This window comes from Cellvibrio mixtus subsp. mixtus J3-8 (genome assembly GCF_000766945.1).
Classification (GTDB): domain Bacteria; phylum Pseudomonadota; class Gammaproteobacteria; order Pseudomonadales; family Cellvibrionaceae; genus Cellvibrio; species Cellvibrio mixtus_A.
Genome location: NZ_KN266208.1, coordinates 13,408 through 14,299 on the forward strand (window position 1 = coordinate 13,408; position 892 = coordinate 14,299).

The 892-nt window shown below is 38.3% G+C and carries 1 protein-coding gene; it reads right to left on the bottom strand.

The window, feature by feature from the left end; genetic code table 11:
* A partial coding sequence (locus A596_RS10640; RefSeq protein WP_200882907.1) for a hypothetical protein occupies positions 1–557 on the bottom strand: 557 nt, incomplete at its 3' end.
* Positions 558–892 lie beyond the last annotated feature (335 nt).

The following is an 892-nucleotide window of genomic DNA, read 5'->3' on the forward strand; positions in this document are numbered from 1 at the left end:
ATAGTATCAACCAAACCAAATGACCATTCCAGCTCGCCGGATATCTTTTTACGGATAAGCGCCAATCTTTCTTCCGGATCAAAGTATTGCCTGAAAACAGAGTATAAAAAATTCTTTGCCCCGGGGTATTCCTCATCAAGATAGGTCACATACCATGCCGCCCAACCTTGGGTTTCTTCTTGAGAGTAGGTAACAAAAGGATATTTACATCCCTCTGAATACCAAGTCCATATACCGTCAAAATCCTCATCGTTAAATCCTAGGCAAACGACATACTTTTCGAATTTTTTAAATTCTTTTATGTAATGAGTGACTACGTCCTCCCAATACCACTCGCCAATTAAATTAACACATGCATTGGTGTTCCCAATACTATATCCAGGATCTGAGTTTCTGTTTTCAAAAATTGCTTTAATGTGCCCAGCGCACTTATCGAGAAAAATATTTCCTGTTCGCAGACTTTCATATGAATAAAAATAATCCCAATATCTAATCATAGCAAAATGAGGATTACTGATATCACTTACTAGTGATTTCTTCAAAACAGTGCGCTGCATACAATAACTCACTCGATTATATGTACATTATCAACAATAGGCATGTCTTTATCCCAGTTAATTCGTACGCTGAAATTTGAGCCTGTTTGAGAATCATAGCAAGTAGGTTGGGCAGCAATGCCCAACCTACGCACTACGCACTACGCACTACGCACTACGCACTACGCACTATCAATAACAACGCACACATAAATAGCAAAACTAATTTCACTGTAGTTCCATAGAATTGTTGCGCAGAATAAAAAATAAGAGGGGCACTTTTAAGTGGTCACAGATATTTAAAGAACAACTCCAGAGTGCGATGATTTTAACCACTCACCTTGCAAATGCTCAAA